This window comes from Stenotrophomonas sp. 59 (genome assembly GCF_030291095.1).
Classification (GTDB): Bacteria; Pseudomonadota; Gammaproteobacteria; order Xanthomonadales; family Xanthomonadaceae; genus Stenotrophomonas; species Stenotrophomonas maltophilia_Q.
The window spans coordinates 2150946-2166955 of the sequence record NZ_CP127408.1; the positions used below are offsets into that span (position 1 = coordinate 2150946).

A 16010-nucleotide genomic window follows, 5' to 3' on the forward strand; every position below is an offset into this window, starting at 1 on the left:
GTCAGTGCAGGAAGCCGGAGAGGTTGGTTTCGATGTTGCGCGGGTTCTCGCCCTGGGCGATCGATATCAGGCCTTCGATGACCATTTCGCGGTCGCGCGTGTTGTGCGAGATCACACTCTTGAGCTTGGCGGCGATCGGCAGGAACAGCAGGTTGGCCGAGGCGATGCCATAGATGGTGGCGGTGAACGCGGCAGCGATGCCGTGGCCCAGCTTGCTCGGGTCGGCCAGGTTCTTCATCACCGCGATCAGGCCGAGCACGGCGCCGATGATGCCCAGCGTGGGCGCGTAGATGCCCATCGCCTCGAATACCTTGGCACCGGCCTGGTCCTGGTGTTCCTGGCTGCCCAGTTCGATTTCCAGCATGTGCCGCATCGATTCGGGCTCGATGCCGTCCACCAGCAGCTGCAGGCCCTTGCGCAGGAACGGGTCCTGCTGCGCTTCCACCTGCGATTCCAGGCCCAGCAGGCCCTGGCGACGGGCGATGTTGCTCCACTCGACGATCTGCTGGATCAGTTCGCGGCGATCGCTGTGCGGCGGGCGCACGACCCAGCGCACGATCTTGAACGCATGCTTGAACACTGCCGGCGAAGTGTGCAGCAGGATCGCGGCAACGGTGCCGACGATGACGATCACGAACGCCGCAGGCGACCACAGCGATGCCAGGCCGGCGCCCTTGAGGATGCTGCCACCGACCAGCGAGGCCAGGGCGAGAAAGAGTCCAATGAGGCTGAGTCTATCCATGGTTCCGGTATCGGCTTGTATGAATGGGACTTGAGACACCGGGAGAACGCGTACAGACGGTAGTCACAGTTTTCGGGTCGCCGGGTCATGCCCGGCGGGGTTCAGCGGATGCCGTCCACGTCCAGGATCAGTGCCATGCGACCATCGCCGATCAAGGTTGCACCGGCATAACCGCGCAGGCCGCGCAGGGCTTTCGGCAGTGGCTTGATGACCACTTCCTCGCGCCCGCGCACCTGGTCCACGACCAGTCCGAAGCGCGCTTCACCGGCCTGCAGCACCACGATGGTCAGCAGGGTCGACGCGGCGGGCGTCACATCCAGCCACTGGCGCAGGTCGACCAGCGGCAGGGTGTGCGAGCGGCGGTCGAGCACGGCGCGGCCATCGAACCAGCCCAGCGACGTGCGCGGTGCGTGCAGCACTTCCATCACACGCGCCAGCGGTAGCGCGTAGACGTCCTCGCCGGCCTGCACCAGCAGGGTCGGCAGGATCGCCAGGGTGAGCGGCACGCGGATCAGGAAGCGGCTGCCACGCCCCAGTTCCGACTGGATCTGGATCTGGCCGCTCAGTTCGCGGATGCGCGACTGCACCACGTCCATGCCGACGCCGCGGCCGGAAATATCGGTGACCTGCTGCTTGGTCGAGAAGCCGGGCAGGAACACCAGGTGCAGGCATTCCTCGCTGCTCAGGCGGGCAGCGGCTTCCGGATCGATCAGGCCCTTTTCGCGCGCCTTGGCACGCAGCTTTTCCGGGTCGATGCCGGCGCCATCGTCCTGCACCTCGATGCTGACGTAGTCACCTTCCTGCTGGGCGGACAGGCGCACATGGCCCATCCGCGGCTTGCCCTGCGCTTCACGCAGGTCGGGCATTTCCACGCCGTGGTCGATGGCGTTGCGGACCAGATGCACCAGCGGGTCGGCCAGCGCTTCGACCAGGTTGCGGTCGAGCTCGGTCTCGGCGCCGACCAGCTCGAGGTCCACTTCCTTCTTCAGCGAGCGGGCGACGTCGCGGGCGACCTTGGGGAAGCGCGAGAACACCTTGCCCACCGGCTGCATGCGGGTACGCATCACCGCCGACTGCAGGCGGGCAGTGGCGATGTCCAGCGTCGATACGGCGCGGTCCAGCTCCTCGTCGCGCAGGCGTGCACGCAGGGTCTTCAGGCGGTTGCGTGACAGCACCAGTTCGCCGATCAGGTTGACGATCGCATCCAGGCGTTTGGTGTCCACGCGCACGGTGTGCTCGGCCTCGGCCATCGGCTTGGCTGCAGGCTTGGCTGCGGGTGCCGGGACGGGGGCCGGGCGCGGTGCTGCGGCGGGTGCCGCCGCGACGGCGGCAGCAGGCTTGGTGCCTGGCGCAGCGCCACCGTGCAGCTGGTCCAGCAGGGCTTCGAACTCGTCTTCGCTGATCAGGCCGTCGTCGGCCTTCTTCGCCGGCGCGACTGCGGTCGGCGCGTTGCCGCCGTGCAGCTGGTCGAGCAGGGCCTCGAATTCGTCGTCGGTGATCAGATCGCTGCCGCCTGCCGCAGGCGCGGCCGCAGCGACCGGTGCGGCAGTGCCACCGTTCATGTCGAACTGCGCGATCAGGTCCGGCGGCGCATAGCCCGGCTCGGTACCGGAGGACACGGCGTCCAGCATCGACTGCAGGTAGTCCAGCGATTGCTGGGCGGCGTCGAAGTGGTGGGCCTGCAGTACCGCCTGCCCGGCACGCGCGATGCCAAGTGCTTCTTCAGCGGCGTGGCACAGCTCGACCATGGCGGTGACGCCAAGGAAGCCGGCGCCGCCCTTGAGCGTGTGGTAGCCGCGGAACACCGCGTTGAGTTGCTCGGTGTCCTGCGGTGCCTGCTCCAGCGACACCAGCTGTTCGCCCAGGCGATCCAGGATTTCCTGGGCCTCGATGATGAAATCGGCAGTGATGTCGTCGGATACCGCGCTCATGCTTACAGCCCCAGATCCGACAACAGGTCGTCGGCGTCGTTCTGCGAGACCGCGTGGCGGTCCAGTCCCTTCAGTGCCGGCCCGGCCAGTTCCGGATCGGTGCGATGCTGTTCCGGCGGCAGGCCGAGTGCGCCAAAGCCCTCGTGCACGCGGCGGACGATGCCGACCACGCGACGGATGATCTGCCCGGTCAGGTCCTGGTAGCTCTGGGTCAGGGCGATCTCGGTCAGGTTGTGGCGGATGCGCTCGAGCTGCGCGTCCTGGCCCGGCTGCAGGCCTTCGGCGCGCAGCTGTTCGGTCAGGCTGCGGCATTCCTCGGCCAGGTCCAGGGTGCGGTGCGTGGCCTGTTCGGTCATCGCAACCACGTGGTCAAGGCGTGCGCAGGCGTCGTCCAGCTCGCCGGCCTCGCTGGGCACGGTCGGCAGTTCACCCAGTGCCTGTCCCAGCTCGCGGGCCAGCCGCGAGAGGCCGCTCATCATCGGCTGCGTACGCAGCGCGACCAGTCCGTCGATGCGTTGCCGCCAGGCGGCTTCGTCACCGGACTCCAGTGCGTCCAGGGCTTCCTGCAGGCGCAGGGCGAGGGCGTTCTTGTCGACCGTGGTATCCATCAGGCGCTGGCCGCCAGGCGTTCGAAGATCTTGCCGAGCTTCTCTTCCAGCGTCTGCGCGGTGAACGGCTTGATGATGTAGCCGTTCACGCCGTTCTGGGCGGCTTCGATGATCTGCTCGCGCTTGGCCTCGGCGGTGACCATCAGCACCGGCAGGGTCTTCAGCTTGGCATCGGCGCGGATCGCCTTCAGCAGCTCGATGCCGGTCATCACCGGCATGTTCCAGTCGGTGACCACGAAATCGAACGGCTGGCTCTGCAGCAGCGACAGCGCGGCATGCCCGTCCTCGGCTTCGGCGGTGTTGGTGAAGCCCAGATCGCCCAGCAGGTTCTTGACGATTCGACGCATGGTCGAGAAGTCGTCGACGATCAGGATGCGCATGTTCTTGTTCAAAGCAGAGTTCCTTTGTTGTTCATTCCGGGCGGCCGGGGGCAGCCGCCTCGGGCATGTTCATTCTTCCAGGCCGGCGTCCGCCGCCTCGAAAATCTTGAGCCGGCCACGCAGGCGCAGCACCGCCTGGCCGTGGATCTGGCAGACCCGCGACTCGCTCACGCCGAGCACCGCGCCGATCTCCTTCAGGTTCAGTTCCTGCTCGTAATAGAGCGAGAGCACCAGTTGTTCGCGCTCGGGCAGGTGGCCGATGGCCTTGCCCAGCTCGCGGCCGAACTCGCCGCGCTCCAGCACCTGCTGCGGGGTCGGGCCGCCCTGGGCGACGGTGTCCAGCTCGCCCTGGTCCTCGATGCGCGATTCCAGGCTCAGCACCTGGCCGCGTGCGGCGTCTTCCATCAACCGCAGGTATTCGGGCAGTGGCATCTCCATCGCGGCGGCCACTTCGGTGGCGCTTGCGGCGCGGCCGCTGCTCTGTTCCAGGCGGCGGATGGTGGCGGCGGCATCGCGGGCACGGCGGTGCACCGAGCGCGGCACCCAGTCTCCACGGCGGATCTCGTCGATCATCGAACCGCGGATGCGGATCGATGCATAGGTCTCGAACGAGGCGCCCTGATCGGCGTCGTAGCTGCGCGAGGCTTCGATCAGGCCCATCATGCCGGCCTGGATCAGGTCGTCCACTTCAACGCTGGCCGGCAACCGCGCGGCCAGGTGGTGGGCGATGCGCCGCACCAGGTCCGAGTGCTGGGCGATGACCTCGTTGGCCGCCGAGCGCTGGACCTCCCGGTACTGGGCTGCACCTTTCATGCGGCCACCCCGCGCTGCTTGAGAATGCGCTCAAGGAAGAACTCGACGCCGCCACGCGGTTCGGTCGGCGCCTGCCAGCGCGCGGTGCGACGCGCGATCTCGGTGATCGCCAGCGCCGCCGGGCTGGACGGGTAGGCCTTCACCACCGGCTGCTGGCGCTGCACCGACAGGCGCAGCCAGTCATCCTGCGGTACGCAGCCCAGGTAGTTCAGCGAGACATCGGCGAGGAACTTCTCGCAGACACGGGTCAGCTTCTCGTACAGCACGCGGCCCTCGTTGGGGTCGCGCACCATGTTGGCCACCACCTGGATGCGGTCCACGCCGCGTTCGCGCGAGAGCACCTTGATCAGCGCGTAGGCGTCGGTGATCGAAGCCGGTTCGTCACAGACCACCACCACGGTGTCCTGCGCCGCCTGGCAGAAGGTCAGCACGCCGTCGGTGATGCCCGCGGCGGTGTCGACCACCATGATGTCCAGTTCGCGTTCCAGCTCTGAGAACACGTTGACCAGGCCGACGTGCTCGGCCGGGGCCAGCTCGGCCATGTGCCGGCGGCCGGATGCGGCCGGCACTACCAGCACGCCGTTCGGGCCTTCGACGATGACGTCTTCCAGCGAGCAGCGGCCGGCGACCAGGTCGGCCAGCGTAAAGGTGGGATTCAGCCCCAGGATCACGTCGATGTTGGCCAGGCCAAGATCGGCGTCCAGCAGCAGCGTGCGCTTGCCCATGCCGGCCAGTGCCACGGCCAGGTTGGCGGACACATTCGTCTTGCCCACGCCGCCCTTGCCACCGGTCACGGCAATGGTGCGCACAGGGCCGAGCGGCTCGCTGCGGGTGGCCGACAGCGGGAAGGTCTTGGTCAGCTTGGCGTACTCACGCGACGGCATGGTTCAACTCCGGGTTGCAGGGCATATCGGCCGCTCGGCGCAAATCTTCAAGGCGAAGTACAAGATTGGCTGCACTGGCCCGGTGCAGGTCGTCCGGAACGTCCTGGCCATCGGTCACCCAGGTGATCGGCAGGGCATGGTCCACGGCCACCGACAGGGCGTTGCCGAAGCGGCCGGTCTCGTCCAGCTTGCTCAGTACCAGGCCCTGCAGGTTGGCGGCGCCGAAGCGGCGGACCACCTCGTCCATGTCGCCGAAGCTGGTGTTGGCCGGCAGCACCAGCAGGGTGCGCACCTGGCGGGCGGCGCGCAGCCACTGCAGCTGGGCGGCCAGTGCGCGGTCGCGCGGGCCCAGCCCGGCGGTATCGATCAGCACCAGCTTGTAGTCCTTCAGGCGTTCCAGCAGCTGGTCCAGGTCGGTGCCGCTGTTGGCCTCGTGCACGGCGATGCCGAGCTGGCGGCCGTAGCCGTACAGCTGCTCGCGGGCGCCGATGCGGGTGGTGTCGGTGGTCACCAGGGCGACGTCACGCGGCGCGTGCTTCTCGGCGAAGCGCGAGGCCAGCTTGGCGATGGTTGTGGTCTTGCCGGCGCCGGTCGGGCCGACCAGGGCGATCACGCCGCCTTCTTCAAGCGGGTCGACCGGGGCGATCGGCAGCTTGCGCGAGATCAGCCCCAGCATCAGGCCGCGGCCGCGATGGGCCTCGGTCTCCAGCGGGATCTGCATGGCCACGTCGCGGGCCAGCCCGGCGTCGAAACCGTACTCGTCCATCAGGTCCAGCGCGGTGGCGCGCACCGGGCAGCCGCGCAGGCGCTCGTCGGTGAAGCGGTTCATCTCGCGCTCGATCACCTGGCGCATGCCGGCCACTTCCTGGCGCAGCTGGCGGATCTCGGCGTCGTCCTGGGCAACCACGGTCAGCACCGGGGCCGGGGCGAGGGTGGGCTCCGGCGCGGTTTCGACGCTGGCATCGGCCAACGCCGGTTCGCTGGCGGCGATGGCCGGCTGCGGTTCGGCGACGGCCGTGGTCGGCAGCGGCGGCGGCTGCAGCGCCGCCGGCACGCTTTCGTGATGCGCCTCGTGCGGCGGATCGATCTGGAAGCGGGCGCGGTTGGCCGGCACGGCGGCGGCCGGTGCGACGATGGCTTCAGCGAACGGAGCGAAGATCTGTTCCGGCAGCGCCGGTTCGTTGACGGCGGCGCGCGCCAGAGTGGCTGCGAAGCCGGTGCTGCCGCGGGTCGGCACGATCTCGTCGGCGCTGTCCAGGGTGCGGCCGGTGGCACCAACGGCCGCACGGGCGAGGGCGGCCACGGCCGAGGTGGTGGCGGCCACCGGCTCCGGCGCCGGGGCAGTGCTGCGGCGGCGGGTCACCGCGGCGATCACCGCGTCTGCGGCGGTGCGCGGCTTGGGTGCCGGCGGAGGGGCGACGTCACGACGCGAGGCTTCCAGTGCGCGCTGCACGGCGCTCTCATCGTAGTTGGCCGCGGCGACGATCTCGATGCCTTCCTCGATCCGGCGGTTGGACAGGATCACGGCGTCAGGACCATGTTCCTTGCGCACCAGGTTCATGGCCGAGCGCATGTCGGCGGCGACGAATCGTTTGATTTTCATGCTGTGGTCACGGGACGAAGACGGCGGGGTGGCGGTCGGAGAACTCGGGTGGTCGGTGGTCTGCACGGTGCGGGTTCCCCTTGGTATCTGTCTGTTGCGTTGGTTCGAAAGTGGTGTCTGTTTTCTGGCGCATCGGAGGGCGGCGTCAGCTGATCGTTCCGACCAGCTTCAGGCGCTTGTCCTCCGGCACCTCGCTGTAGGCCAGGACCGACAGCGACGGAACGCTGTGGCGGACCAGGCGCGCCAGCGCGGCGCGCACCGGGCCCGGTACCAGCACGACCGCCGGCTCGTTTCGCGCTTCCTGCTTGCTGACACATTCGGCCAGGCTCTGGTGCAGTCGCTCTGCGAGTCCGGGTTCCAGCGCGGCGCCGTTGCCCTGCGTGGACTCCTGCAAGACACGTTCCAATTGCGGGTTGAGGGTGAACACCGGAAGCTCCGCCGACATTCCGGCGATCTCCTGCACGATGAAGCGGCCCAGCGCGGTGCGCGCGGCAGCGGTCAGCACGGCCGGGTCCTGGCTGCTGGGCGCGTGTTCGACCAGTGCCTCGGCGATCTTGCGCAGCTGGCGGATCGGAATGCGCTCCACCAGCAGGTTCTGCAGCACGCGCACCACCGCCGACAGCGGCAGCGCCTTTGGCGTCAGATCTTCGACGAGCTTGGGCGCGCTCTTGGCCAGGTTGGCCAGCAGGTGCTGCACTTCCTCGTGGCCGAGCAGTTCCGGCGCGTGCTCGCGGATCAGGTGCGAGAGGTGGGTGGCGACCACGGTGGCCGGGTCGACCACGGTGTAGCCCAGCGTTTCGGCCTGGGCACGCTGGTGCGGCTGGATCCAGGTGGCATCCAGGCCGAACGCGGGGTCCTTGCCGGCGATGCCTTCCAGTGCGCCGAGGGCACTGCCGGGGTCCAGCGCCAGTTCGCGGTCCGGATGGATTTCTGCGGTGGCCACCGGCACGCCATGTACCAGCACGCGGTAGCCGTTGGCCGGCAGCTCCAGGTTGTCGCGGATGTGCACCGAGGGAATCAGGAAGCCGACATCCTGGGTCAGCTTGCGGCGCACGCCCTTGATGCGCGCCATCAGTTCACCGCCCTGGTTGCTGTCCACAAGCGGGATCAGCCGGTAGCCGACCTCCAGGCCCAACGGATCGACCGGGCGCAGCTCGTCCCAGCTCAGTTCGGCGGTCGGTGCCGGCGCGGCCGGGCGGCCCAGTGCATTGAGCGCAGCGGCGTCATTGCCTGCGGCTGCCGGATCGGTGGTGGCAGCCTTGCCCTTGCGATAGACCTTCCACGCGATGAAGCCGAGGATCGCGGACAGCGTCAGGAAAGCGACGTTGGGCATGCCCGGCACCAGGCCGACCACACCGATGATGCCGGCGGTGATCGCCAGCGCACGGTACTGGCCGAACACCTGGCCGGTCATGGCCTGGGCCATGTCCTGCGAACGCGAGGCGCGGGTGACCAGCATCGCGACCGCGCTGGACACCAGCAGCGCCGGCAGCTGCGCCACCAGGCCGTCACCGATGGAGAGCAGGGTGTAGGTGGCGGCGGCGTCGCCGAACGGCATGCCATGCTGCAGCACGCCCACGGCCAGGCCGCCGAGCATGTTGATGAACAGGATCAGGATGCCGGCGATGGCGTCGCCGCGGATGAACTTGCTGGCACCATCCATCGCGCCGTAGAAGTCGGCTTCCTCGCGGACCTCTTCACGGCGCAGCTTGGCTTCTTCACGCGTCAGCAAACCGGCGTTGAGGTCGGCGTCGATCGCCATCTGCTTGCCGGGCATCGCGTCCAGGATGAAGCGCGCGGTCACTTCGGAGACGCGGCCTGCGCCCTTGGTGATGACCACGAAGTTGATGATGGTGAGGATCGCGAAGACCACGATGCCGACCGCGTAGTTGCCGCCGATCACGAATTCGCCGAAGGCGGCGATGACCTTGCCCGCGGCGTCGTGGCCGTTCTGCCCGTTGAGCAGGATCACGCGGGTGGACGCCACGTTCAGCGCCAGCCGCAGCATGGTGGTGATCAGCAGCACGATCGGGAAGATCGTGAAATCCAGCGGGCGCTTCACGTAGACCACCGCCAGCAGCACCATCAGCGAGATGGCGATGTTGAAGGTGAACAGGGCATCGAGCACCGGCGCGGCGAGCGGCACCACGACCATGGCCAGCAGGGCCAGCACGATCAGCGGTGCGCCAAGACCCTGGCGGATCATTTCCAGGGCGCGGCGGGTGTTGAATCCGGTGGAGGGCTGGGCGCTCACGGGCGGCCTCCCTTGCCGAATTCATCCACCTGGATGTGCGGGGCGTCCGGCATCGGGCCAGTGCGCCAGGCGCGCAGCTGGTAGACGTATGACAGGACCTGGGCGACGGCCGAATACAGTCTCACGGGGATTTCCTTTCCGAGTTGGCCTTCCCGATACAAGGCGCGTGCCAAAGGCGGGGCAGAGACAATCGCGACCTTGTTGCCGTCGGCCACCTCACGGATGCGCAGGGCGGTCTCGTCCACGCCCAGCGCGACCACGGTGGGGGCGTTCATGGCCCCGCCTTCGTACTTCAGGGCCACCGCGTAGTGGGTGGGGTTGACCACCACCACGTCGGCGGTGGGCACCGCTTCCATCATCCGGCGGTTGGCCATCTGCTGCTGCAGCTGGCGGATGCGGCCCTTCACCTCTGGGCTGCCTTCGCTTTCCTTCATTTCCCGGCGCAGCTCTTCACGGGTCATCTTCAGCTTGCGCATCCAGTTCCAGCGCTGGTACGGCGCGTCGATGGCGGCCAGCACCAGCATGGCGCCGGCGGTGGCCAGCAGCAGGCGCAGGGTGAAGCCGAGGCCGTCGGTGATGGCGGTCTCCAGCGGGTGATGGATCAGCCCACGCAGGGTGTCGAAGCCGGTCCAGACCACCAGGCCGGCGGCGACGCCTACGAAGGCCACGCGCAGCAGCGATTTGGTGAACTCGGCGATGGCCTCCGGGCCATACAGGCGCTTGAGTCCGCTCATCGGGTTCATGCGGTTGAAGTCCGGCAACATCGCTTTCTGCGACCAGCGCAGGCCCCCCATCACCAGCGGTGCGACGAAGCTGGCCAGCAGGCAGACCAGCACCAGCGGCGCGATCACCAGCATGAACTGCAGCAACAGGTCGCCGAAGTGGCCGAACAGCTCCTTCGGATTCTGCCGCAGGCTCTGTTCCGGGCTCAGCGCCTGCTTCATCCAGGCCGCGGCACCGCGGCCGATCGAGCCGCTCATCGCCATCACCGCCAGCACGCCGGCGCCGAACACGGCGGCGGTGCCGAGTTCGCGCGAGCGCGGCAGGTTGCCCTGTTCACGGGCGTCACGCAGGCGTTTTTCGGTCGGTTGTTCGGTCTTTTCGCCGGCGGATTCGTTCTCGGACATCACGGGGCACTGCGGCAGGGGATGCCGGGGTGCGTGCAAGAACCGTTCCACGCATGGCGGGTGGCGCATCCACGCATGGCGTGGATCTACAGGAGGAAGTCACAGGAACCGTTCCGTGATGGCGGGCGGCGGCACGGGTAACGCCGGACCGTGCCCGGCGCAATCATCCGTCCGGCGTCACCGGCTGCAGCGGAATCGACAACATGCTGTCGCTGTGCCAGTCCACCCGCAGCGGTTCGCCCGCATCGGCCACGCTCTCGTCGCTGACATCGCGCCCGGTACCGTGGTTCACCTGGTGCATCGCGTCCTTCAGTACATCCACCTTCACCAGCAGGCGGCTGCCGGCGGCCAGTCGGCGCGCCACCATGCGCGTGCGGTCGAAGGGCAGGCGGGTCCATTGCCCGGGTTGCAGCAGCTGGCGCGTTGTCGGGTCGCGTACATGGCTGGCCCGGCCCATGTAGTAGGACAGCTGCATCCGACGTCCATCGGCGAGCAGCTCGTACAGGGTGACAGTGAAATCGAAATCCCGCTTGTTGATCCTGACCTTCAGGTCGCCGGAGAAGCTGCCAACCATGTCCATGGAACGGGTGAACGGGTCGGAGACGAAGGACAGCGCGGTATCCACCTCGTCCCGCGCGGCGATGATCGGGAACGGGTAATAGCCATGCCGAATTTCATTGCGGTCGGCCATGTCCACGGTCTGCCGCAGCTGGCCTGGTACGGGTGGCTGTTCCTGCAGCCGGTGGTAACCATCGGACGATGCCTGGTCGGCGGAGAGGTGGTAGCGGCGGTGATCGCCTGCGGCCGCCTCCAGCGTTGCCGCATGGCCCCACGTGTTGGCGCCCATCAGCTGATAGTTCACGCGGTTGGGCACCAGCGCCGGTCGCGGGGCACCGCGCAGTACATGGTCCAGCCATTGGAAGGTCAGTGCGGGCGTGTCGAACTGCGCGACAGGCTCCAGCTCATATCCACGCAGCTGCATCGGCTTGAGCGCCGACTGCGCGCCGCCATGGTCGTAGGGGCCGATCAGCAGGGCATGGTCCGCATCGGGGCGGTGCCGCAGGTGGTCCTTGAAGTACTGCAGTGCCGAGATCTGGCCATCGTCGTAGTAGCCGGTGATGGTCAGCACCGGTATGCGGATGTCGTTGAACTGGTCGCCATGCGGGACCATCGCCTGCCAGTAGGCATCGTAGGACGGGTGGGCCAGCCAGCGCTGCAACCATGGGTTGGGTGTGCCATCGACCTGGTCGATCTGCCGGTAGGGGCGGCCGGATGCATACCAGCGTCGGCCGAGCTGGGACCAGCGGCGGTTCTGCGCGTAGGTATCCTTGTCCAGCATCGGGCCATTGGCCACGTAGAACGCCCAGCCATAGTTGGCACTGAGGAACACGTTGTTCTCCATCGGCAGGCCCTGGCCGGGGATGGCGGCAACGTAGGGCACGATGGTCTTCAATGCGGGATGGTGATGGCGCGCCGCCGCCCAGGCAGTGAAGCCCTCGTAGCTGCCGCCATACATGGCCACCCGGCCATCGCTCCATGGCTGGCGGCTGATCCAGTCGATGGCCGCGTTGGCGTCCGCGCCGTCATTCTCGTAGGGGGCGATGGTGCCGCTGCCCTGGCCCTTGCCGCGCGCATCGACCACGATGCCGGCGTAGCCATGTGCGGCGGCCAGCAGCATCTTCTGCCGGTTCTTGGGTGGATCGGTGTAGATGGTGAACAGCATTGCTGTCGGCAGGGGCATCGATGCGGCGCGAGGCCGGGCCAGCTGCGCCGACAGCACGACGCCATCGCCGGCGGGGATGCGCAACGCGTCGTCGACGGCGAAGCGACGCTGCTCTTCGGCCGCGACCAGCGGAGGAGCCAGTGTGGCGGCCAGGGTCTGTGCACGCAGTACCGCCCGCAGCCGCAGCAGGTCCAGGGCGACGGCCTCGTCGATGGTCGCGGCCCCCGCCTGCGCGGCGATGGCCTGCTCCAGCTGGGCGCGCACCGGGGCTGGCTCGACCGAGAGCGCGGCATCGGCCTGCACCGCGGCAACGTCGTCGAGGGCGGAGAAGGTGCTGTGGAAGGCGCGCGCATACCCCGCTGCGTCCTGCTCACCGGCGGTGGCGAGCAGCAGCATCGGCACCCAGCGTTGCGCTGCCGCGGTATCACCGTCGCTTGCCAGCGATGCGCGTGCCTGCTGGATCGATCGCCGCGCTTCGGCCGTCTGGCCCATCGCCAGCAATGCGTGGCCGCGCTGTGCATCGGTCAGGCTGGGGGACTTCAGCACGCCCTTGCCAAGGGCCTGCAGGGCAGCGTCGACCTGGGCCGGGGAAGCATCGGCTGGCAATGACCACGGCAGATCAGCGGCGGTGGCGTGGCCAACAGCAAGGGCCAGCAACAGGCCAGCAAGGGTGGTGCGTAGGGCCACGGACGCTTCCTTGGATGACAGTGGAACGGCGCATCCACGCATGGCGTGGATCTACCGAAGGCCAACCAATGGTAGCGCCGGGCCGTGCCCGGCGGGAGCCGAGCACAGGCTCGGCTCTACAGGGGCGCGTTGTCACTGGGCGGCGGACTCTGCGCCAGTTCCACCCGCGGCCGCGGCAGGTCGTGCAGCTGCATGAAGCGCGCGGCATCGACCGGCCGGCCCAGCAGGTAGCCCTGCAGGTAGTCACAGCCCAGACGCTCCAGGTAGGCGCGCTGGGCGGCGGTTTCCACGCCTTCGGCGACGATGTCCATGTCCAGCGCATGGCCCAGCGCCACGATCGCCGAGACGATCACCACGTCCTCGGCGCTGTGCTCCAGGTCGCGCACGAACGCGTGGTCGATCTTGATCTCGGTGGCCGGCAGCCGCTTCAGGTACAGCAGGCTGGAATAGCCGGTGCCGAAATCGTCGATGGAAATGCCTACGCCCAGTGCCGACAGTGCCTGCAGCAGGCGCAGGCTGGTGTCGGTATCGCGCATCACCGTGCTTTCGGTGATTTCCAGCACCAGGTGCCGTGGCGCGATGTTGTGGCGCTCGATCACCGTGCGCACGTCCTGCAGCAGGTGCGGCGAGCTGAACTGCACCGGCGACAGGTTCACCGACATCGACCAGCCCTCATGACCGGCATCGTGCCATCGCCGCAGCTGCTGGCAGGCCTGGTCCAGCGCCCAGCGCCCGATGTCGTTGATCGCGCCGCTGCGCTCGGCCAGGCGGATGAATCGATCGGGCGGAATCAGGCCATGTTCCGGATGCCGCCAGCGGATCAACGCCTCGGCGCCGGCCACCTTCTGCGTCGCCACGCGGATCTTGGGCTGGAAGTTCAGGAACAACTGGTCGCTGCCGATCGCCCGGCGCAGGTCGGCCAGCAGCCGGAACTGCTGCTCGGCACTGTCGTTCATCCAGTCCGCGAACAGCACGAAGGCGTTGCGTCCGGATTCCTTGGCCTGGTACATCGCCGCGTCGGCAAACGCCATCAGCTGCCGCTCGCTGGCGGCATGGTCGGGGCAGATCGCCACGCCGATGCTGGCGGTTACCTGCAGTTCGTTGTCCGGCAGCAGCGGCCCGCTGCCGACCGCCTGCAGGATGCGCCGGGCGAGGGTAGGCAGATCCTCGTCGTGCTCGATGCGCACCACCAGCACGAACTCATCGCCGCCCAGGCGGGCCAGCATGTCATGGGGGCGCAGCAGCTGGCGGGTGCGCTCGGCCACCGCCACCAGCAGCGCGTCGCCGGCCTGGTGGCCATAGGCATCGTTGACCTGCTTGAAGCCGTCAAGATCCATGAACATCACTGCGAAACGGCTGCCGCCCTGTTCGGCCTCGGCCAGCGCCTGCACGATGCGCCGCTGCAGCAGCAGGCGGTTCGGCAGGCGGGTGAGCGGATCATGCAGTGCAGCCTGGGTCAGCTCCTGCTGCGCGTCGGTCAGCGAGGTGCTCAACATCGAGTTGCGCAGGCGCAGCAGCTGGGCCTCGACCCGCTGGTCCAGCCACGACACCACCAGCACCACGGCCAGGATTGCGACGGTCAGCAGCACCACCAGCATGGCCAGCCATTCGCTCTGCAGGCCATCGCCGACCGCCGCGCCGCAGATGCTGCCTTCCGGAAAGCGTGCGGCGGCCATGCCGGTGTAGTGCATGCCGACGATGGCCAGCCCGAGCAGGCCGGCGGCCGCGAGCCGGTCGCCCACACGGGTGCGCTGCGCGCGCAGGCGGAATGCCACATACAGCGCAGTCCACGAGGCGGCGACCGCCACCATCAGCGAGAACAGCAGCCAGCCCGGGTCATAGTCGATGCCGGGTTGCATGCGCATGGCGGCCATGCCGACGTAATGCATGCCGGCGATGCCGGTACCCATCAGCAATGCCCCGCCGGCCAGGCGGGGATGCGGCAGGGTGCGCAGTGACACCAGCCACAGCGCGAACACCGACGAGGCGATCGCCAACGCCAGCGAGAGCAGGGTGATGGGCAGGTCGTAGCCCAGTGGAATGGGCAGGTCGAAGGCGAGCATGCCGATGAAGTGCATCGACCAGATGCCCAGGCCCATGGCGAAGCCGCCCCCCAGGCGCCACCACCACGCCGCGCCCTTGCCTGGTGCGGTGACGGTGCGCCCGGCCATCGCCAGCGCGGTGTAGGAAGCCATCACGGCGACCAGCAACGAGATCGCCACCAGCCACGGATTGTACGTGCCTACCAGCATTCGTCAGTCTCCCGGACCTGCCTGTCGACGGAAACCACGGTGGGGCATGCATGAGGCAGGTCGACGCAGTGCGCCGACCAGACGCGGCGTCCCCCCTGGGCGCCGCGCATTCACTCTAGCGCGCGGACCCGGGGGGACGGCAATCACCAGAGCGTGAAATCCGCTCCCTGTGGCGCCGACCCCGCGTGGGCTCGGCTCCACCGAAAGGCGGTCAGCGCGTGACCGCGTCCGCAGCCTGGAAGGCGGCATCGAACAGGCGCTGCACCGGCGGGCCCATTTCGCCGGCCAGCAGGGCCAGCAGGAACAGGCCCAGCAGCAGCGAGACCGGCAGGCCCAACTGGATCGGGTTCAGCGCCGGCGCGGCGCGGGCCAGTACGCCGAACGCCAGATTGACCGCCAGCATCGCCACCGTCAGCGGGATGGCCAGGGTCAGTGCGCCGCGCAGTACGGTCAGCAGGAAGGTCGGGGCAATGCTGAAGAACGCGTGCGGGTCGGGCAGCGGGGCGCCGATCGGCAGTGCCCGGTAACTGTCCACCACCAGCGAGATCAGCGCCAGGTGGCCATTGGCGGTGAAGAACAGCAGGCCGAACATCAGGTAGAACCACTGCCCGATCACGCCGGAGGTGCCGCCGCGCAGTGGGTCGCTCATCTGCGCGAAGGCCAGGCCGGTGCCCTGGGCGATCAGTTCGCCGGCCAGCGCACCGGCTTCGAACACCAGGCGCAGCAGGAAGCCGATGGACACGCCGATGGCCAGTTCCCGCGCGATGGTCAGCACGGTGGCGGCATCGAAGCCGGTCCAGTCCGGTACCGGCGGCAGCAGCGGTGCCAACGCGATGGCAAGGGTGCCGGCCAGGATCACGCGGATCCGCGCCGGCACCGCGCGGGTGCCGACCATGGGCATGGCCATGGCCACCGCACCGATGCGCAGCATGGTCCACAGTACGGTGCCGATCATGCCGAAGGCCTGCAGGCCGTCGGCAGCCATCTGGGTGGCGGCGTCCATCGA

At 68.3% G+C, this 16010-nt stretch carries 12 protein-coding genes; all 12 read right to left on the reverse strand.

Going from position 1 to position 16010, the window contains the following annotated elements:
• Nucleotide 1: 1 nt before the first annotated feature.
• Nucleotides 2-742 carry a flagellar motor protein gene (locus QP552_RS10020; RefSeq protein ID WP_286075796.1) on the reverse strand — a complete coding sequence of 247 codons (741 nt, stop codon included), beginning with the start codon at nt 740-742 and terminating at the stop codon, nt 2-4.
• A gap of 101 nt (nt 743-843) precedes the next feature.
• On the reverse strand, nt 844-2673 hold the full coding sequence (locus QP552_RS10025; protein WP_286075797.1) for a chemotaxis protein CheA: 1830 nt from the start codon (nt 2671-2673) through the stop codon (nt 844-846).
• A 2-nt stretch (nt 2674-2675) separates the two neighbouring features.
• Nucleotides 2676-3281, reverse strand: a complete 606-nt coding sequence (locus tag QP552_RS10030) for a protein phosphatase CheZ (RefSeq protein WP_006442968.1) — start codon at nt 3279-3281, stop codon at nt 2676-2678.
• Nucleotides 3281-3673: a chemotaxis response regulator CheY gene (cheY, locus tag QP552_RS10035; RefSeq protein WP_005413247.1), complete on the reverse strand. Its 393-nt coding sequence runs from the start codon at nt 3671-3673 to the stop codon at nt 3281-3283. Before cheY ends, QP552_RS10030 begins: the two co-directional genes overlap by 1 nt.
• A 57-nt stretch (nt 3674-3730) precedes the next feature.
• On the reverse strand, nt 3731-4474 hold the full coding sequence (locus tag QP552_RS10040) for an RNA polymerase sigma factor FliA (RefSeq protein WP_005413248.1): 744 nt from the start codon (nt 4472-4474) through the stop codon (nt 3731-3733).
• A complete protein-coding gene (locus tag QP552_RS10045) occupies nt 4471-5358 on the reverse strand; it encodes a MinD/ParA family protein (protein ID WP_008267550.1) in 888 nt (295 codons plus the stop codon). Before QP552_RS10045 ends, QP552_RS10040 begins: the two co-directional genes overlap by 4 nt.
• Nucleotides 5345-6961: a flagellar biosynthesis protein FlhF gene (flhF, locus tag QP552_RS10050; RefSeq protein WP_286075798.1), complete on the reverse strand. Its 1617-nt coding sequence runs from the start codon at nt 6959-6961 to the stop codon at nt 5345-5347. The genes QP552_RS10045 and flhF overlap by 14 nt, the downstream gene beginning before the upstream one ends.
• 145 nt (nt 6962-7106) lie before the next feature.
• Nucleotides 7107-9167, reverse strand: coding sequence for a flagellar biosynthesis protein FlhA (gene flhA / locus QP552_RS10055; protein ID WP_286075927.1), 2061 nt, complete (start codon nt 9165-9167; stop codon nt 7107-7109).
• Between the two features lie 44 nt (nt 9168-9211).
• On the reverse strand, nt 9212-10342 hold the full coding sequence (flhB, locus tag QP552_RS10060) for a flagellar biosynthesis protein FlhB (protein ID WP_099479196.1): 1131 nt from the start codon (nt 10340-10342) through the stop codon (nt 9212-9214).
• A gap of 163 nt (nt 10343-10505) precedes the next feature.
• On the reverse strand, nt 10506-12752 hold the full coding sequence (locus QP552_RS10065; protein ID WP_286075799.1) for a CocE/NonD family hydrolase: 2247 nt from the start codon (nt 12750-12752) through the stop codon (nt 10506-10508).
• A gap of 116 nt (nt 12753-12868) precedes the next feature.
• A complete protein-coding gene (locus QP552_RS10070) occupies nt 12869-15004 on the reverse strand; it encodes a bifunctional diguanylate cyclase/phosphodiesterase (protein ID WP_286075800.1) in 2136 nt (711 codons plus the stop codon).
• A gap of 211 nt (nt 15005-15215) precedes the next feature.
• Nucleotides 15216-16007, reverse strand: coding sequence for a flagellar biosynthetic protein FliR (gene fliR / locus QP552_RS10075; protein WP_111111808.1), 792 nt, complete (start codon nt 16005-16007; stop codon nt 15216-15218).
• Nucleotides 16008-16010 lie beyond the last annotated feature (3 nt).

What these genes read in the sequence shown, in the direction of transcription:
- QP552_RS10030 (WP_006442968.1), bottom strand. Translation starts at nt 3,281, where the DNA reads ATGGATACCACGGTCGACAAGAACGCCCTCGCCCTGCGCCTGCAGGAA.
- QP552_RS10070 (WP_286075800.1), bottom strand. Translation starts at nt 15,004, where the DNA reads ATGCTGGTAGGCACGTACAATCCGTGGCTGGTGGCGATCTCGTTGCTG.
- flhB (WP_099479196.1), bottom strand. Translation starts at nt 10,342, where the DNA reads ATGTCCGAGAACGAATCCGCCGGCGAAAAGACCGAACAACCGACCGAA.
- QP552_RS10025 (WP_286075797.1), bottom strand. Translation starts at nt 2,673, where the DNA reads ATGAGCGCGGTATCCGACGACATCACTGCCGATTTCATCATCGAGGCC.
- QP552_RS10045 (WP_008267550.1), bottom strand. Translation starts at nt 5,358, where the DNA reads ATGCCGTCGCGTGAGTACGCCAAGCTGACCAAGACCTTCCCGCTGTCG.
- flhA (WP_286075927.1), bottom strand. Translation starts at nt 9,167, where the DNA reads ATGATCCGCCAGGGTCTTGGCGCACCGCTGATCGTGCTGGCCCTGCTG.
- fliR (WP_111111808.1), bottom strand. Translation starts at nt 16,007, where the DNA reads ATGGACGCCGCCACCCAGATGGCTGCCGACGGCCTGCAGGCCTTCGGC.
- QP552_RS10040 (WP_005413248.1), bottom strand. Translation starts at nt 4,474, where the DNA reads ATGAAAGGTGCAGCCCAGTACCGGGAGGTCCAGCGCTCGGCGGCCAAC.
- QP552_RS10020 (WP_286075796.1), bottom strand. Translation starts at nt 742, where the DNA reads ATGGATAGACTCAGCCTCATTGGACTCTTTCTCGCCCTGGCCTCGCTG.
- flhF (WP_286075798.1), bottom strand. Translation starts at nt 6,961, where the DNA reads ATGAAAATCAAACGATTCGTCGCCGCCGACATGCGCTCGGCCATGAAC.